At 61.1% G+C, this 3,427-nt stretch carries 3 protein-coding genes and 1 pseudogene; 2 read left to right on the top strand and 2 right to left on the bottom strand.

Annotation, left to right across the window (positions count from 1 at the left end):
- Nucleotides 1-491: 491 nt before the first annotated feature.
- Nucleotides 492-836, top strand: coding sequence for a DUF4365 domain-containing protein (locus ABZ371_RS30565; RefSeq protein ID WP_358685741.1), 345 nt, complete (start codon nt 492-494; stop codon nt 834-836).
- 469 nt (nt 837-1,305) lie between these two features.
- Here the strand turns inward: ABZ371_RS30565 and ABZ371_RS30560 are convergent, their stop codons facing one another.
- Nucleotides 1,306-2,304, bottom strand: coding sequence for a hypothetical protein (locus ABZ371_RS30560; protein ID WP_358685738.1), 999 nt, complete (start codon nt 2,302-2,304; stop codon nt 1,306-1,308).
- Between the two features lie 121 nt (nt 2,305-2,425).
- The gene (locus ABZ371_RS30555; protein ID WP_358685736.1) at nt 2,426-2,833 is read right to left on the bottom strand and encodes a peptidase inhibitor family I36 protein; all 408 of its coding nucleotides are present in this window, start codon (nt 2,831-2,833) and stop codon (nt 2,426-2,428) included.
- A gap of 180 nt (nt 2,834-3,013) precedes the next feature.
- Between ABZ371_RS30555 and ABZ371_RS30550 the strand changes: the two are divergent.
- Nucleotides 3,014-3,379 (top strand): annotated as a pseudogene (locus tag ABZ371_RS30550) (site-specific integrase); the annotation flags it as partial.
- Nucleotides 3,380-3,427: the final 48 nt, after the last annotated feature.

Genomic DNA, 3,427 nt, shown 5'->3' with positions numbered 1-3,427 from the left:
ACTGCGGCGGGTAGTTCTTCATGACCACGAGATGTCCGTTCTCAGATCCGCAGGATCCAGTGTCTCGTGTGTCCAACATCAGGGGTCAAGGCCCCATGGCTGATCGTCGCAGGTTACTGGTAGCCGCTGGCAACGCCCTGGTTCGCGTGGAATCAGTTTGAGCGGCATTGGTGATCCAGCCTGGAACGTGCCGGCGGACGGAATGACAGGGGTTGGTACCCCAGGAGGCCAGCCAGGCGACGGCTCTCGTTGACCGCTACGCACCGCACGTAGTGGCATGGCTCTGGCGCGGCTTCCTTCTGATCCCTAGCTCTAGCCGTCATCGGCCAGCGGTGGTCATACCGGCCGCTACGAGGCCCCGCAGAGACGGTGGCAGGCGGGGGCGGTCGCTGTGGTTGCGGTACGGCGCTGCTGTACAGATCCGCGAAGATCGCGAGCTGGCCTCTGCCATCCGTCAGACTCCCACCGTAGACGTCGGCCAGGATGGGGGCATGATGCATCGTAAGCCGACCGCCAAGATCGGCAGCATTGGTGTAACCCATACGCAGCTCGCAGTCGAGGCCGAACTTGGCTGGCTGTTTCGTGAGCAACCAACCGAGGACTTCGGCATTGACGCGTATGCTGAGGTTGTCGACGCAGAGCAGGTCAGAGGCCGACTGCTCGCCCTGCAGATTAAGAGTGGCTCCAGTTGGTTCAGAGAGCGAAGCCCAGGTGGGTGGTGGTTCAGGCCAGACGCCGAGCATGTTCAGTACTGGATAAATCACTCATTGCCAGTCGCGGTAGTTCTCTTAGTTCCAGGGGCGGGCGGCACCCATGCACACGTAATCGGAGTGTGACCAGCTGTACCCGGTATTGTTCGGGTTATTGGCGTCGGTGTCGCTACTGAATCCCCCAGGCCGAATCGTGGCTTCAGCGACGTAGTCTTCTGGATTCCCGGACCCGCTGGCGAATCGCCACAGCACAGCATTTATAGGCAGATTATTGACAAACGACAGGATTCCGTTCCATGGATCCGTCAGGCCGTAGTCAATCAGGTCGAAGCATGCAGCAGTGCTCGTAGACTAAAAAGACATGGTCCGGTACTTGGTGCTTCGGTAAAAGCAGAGCTTTGCCGAGGGGCAGCCACCCACAGCAGCAGCCGGTGCAGCATCGACTAGAGCTCCACCTGCGAGCAGAGTGAAAGCGGCGGTGTTGGTTGCGCCTGCACGCTTCAGGGTCATCGACGAGTCTCCTTCTCGGTTCGATGGCCATGTGACCTGGAGGCTGGGGGCCGGATTATGTCCCGGCGGCATGATGTCCTGCGGATTAGAGGGTGTAGGCGAGGCCGTGGGTGGCCGCGATCTGCTCGGAGGCGTGACCCGCGTGGATATACACGGGGTTGCCGGCCGTGTTCTTCACCTTGAGGTTTGCGCGGATTTGGGTACATCCGCCCAGTTGCGTTTTGGCGATGCTGAGGGTGTTCGTCGCTGCTTGGTGATGCTTCGCGTCCGAGATGCTCCATTTGGCGACTGGCCCCTTGATCGGGCCTCCGCACGGATCGCCGTTCGGCATCTGAGGCTGTGCCTCAATCCAGGTCTCGGCTTCAGTACCCTGGTAAGCCGAGGTGCCGCCAGCGCAGATGCGGGAGCCGGCTACGCACGTGGTGAGGTTGGCGTCCTGGACAATCGTTGTTTGTTCCCCGTCCGTAGGGGTGTAGGTGTAACCGAGGGTGGTCGCAGTGGTTCCGCGGGCCACCGTCGTGGCGCTGACGGTAGGCAGGGTCCAGCGGGTTGCACCTGAGCCGACGGCCAAGCGGCCCAGTTCTGCGCCAGCAGGGATGCGCATCGTCACCTGGCGATCGTTACTGATGATGCTGGAATAGCTGGTGACCGACAGACGGCATTTGTAAGTCGCCGCGGTGGGAGCCTGGAACAGCCAGCGCAGTCCTGGGGCCAGGCTCGTCTCACCAGGGGGAACGAGGTTGGCTGCCCAGTAGGCGCCGGTTTCCGCCCCTTGCGGCAACGCGCTGCCACTCGAGTATTGGCAGCGCACGGCAAACGTTATGCCGATGTTATCGCCACTTTTGAGTGCGCTAACTGCGGTCGCGGTCAGGTTCCGCGACCACAGGTAGGACTCCTCTCCCGCCGCGGCGTTGAACACGACCTCCGTGCCGGGAACGTCCTTGTAGGGGTCGGGGGCACTCGGGGGATTCACCTGGAAATCGAAACCCGTCGACGCCGCAGAAGCAGGCCAAGCCGTCACGGAAATGCCCAATACCGCGATAAATGCAACAATTGAAAGTGAGCGCTCATAAGACAGATTCACAGGCTTTTTCCATACCAGACGTGTCGCGGAACATATGGAGTCGTGGGAAAGTACGGAAGGGCCTCACGAGAGGCCCCACCGCAATTCAAACCCTAGGGACTATTAGAATTCGTGAGGAATACTAGTCCGGCACAGCACTTCCTGTGCAGATCATGTCGGACTCTTTCCACCAGGAGAATCCCCCGCCAGTCACGGCCCCCGTGTCACTGGTATAACCACCGGGCCTGATAGTCCCGTGCGCATACCAGTTATTGAGGTCCGCCGTTTGCCAAATGGTCGCCTTCACCGGCAGGTTATTAACGTAAGAATTTATCCCATTCGTCCCATGGCTCATTCCGTAGTCGCTCAGCCAGAAGCACGCCTCGGTGCTGGCGGCTGTGAAGGCCAGCGTGCGGTACTCAGTGCTTCGATAGAGGCAGAGTTTGTCTGAGGGGCAGCCGCCCACAGCAGCAGCGGGCGCAGCGTTGACCAGCGTGCCGCCTACTGCCAAAGCGAGGATCCCGGCGAGTGTCGTACCTATGCGCTTCACTGCACTGTTACTCCTTGATGTGACGGATAGCTGGAGGCCGCGCCGAACTTACATCAAGATGATCAACTTCAATAGGCGGTTCCAAGCCAGGCTCAATAGTGCGGGGGGTGCCGATGTACCCGGGAACATCCGTACGGTAGTCAGCGTGACCAGTCGCGGCGCCCTTCCCCGGAGCACGCCAAGCAGTTCCCGCCGGTTGAGATCACGTTGCCGTGGAAGGTCGCGGGCGGACCGCTGGTGACCAAGCGGCTGGTCTTCACGGGCCCGCGGGGTGGCCACGTCTGGCGAACCTCGCTGAACGAGGAGGCGTGGAAACCGGCTCTGGCCTCGGCCGGAGTCATCCCGGTTGCGACAGCCGGCGCTCCTCACGTCGAGTCACGCGAGAACGGCATGCACGCGATGCGGCACTTCTACGCGTCGGTGCTGCTGGACGCAGGGGAGAACATCAAGGCGCTCGCCGAGTACCTCGGGCACTCGGACCCGGGCCTAAGAAGTCATCTCATTTGGGCGACTCGGTATTCTGTGAGTCATGGTGGGGATCGTTGAGCGGTTGGTGCCGGATGAGTTGTGGGAGTTGTTCCAGCGGGTGGTACC

This window comes from Streptomyces sp. NPDC005899 (genome assembly GCF_040629645.1).
GTDB lineage: Bacteria > Actinomycetota > Actinomycetes > Streptomycetales > Streptomycetaceae > Streptomyces.
The sequence above is the reverse complement of the archived record's forward strand: the minus strand, read 5'-3'. Positions and strand labels throughout refer to the sequence as shown.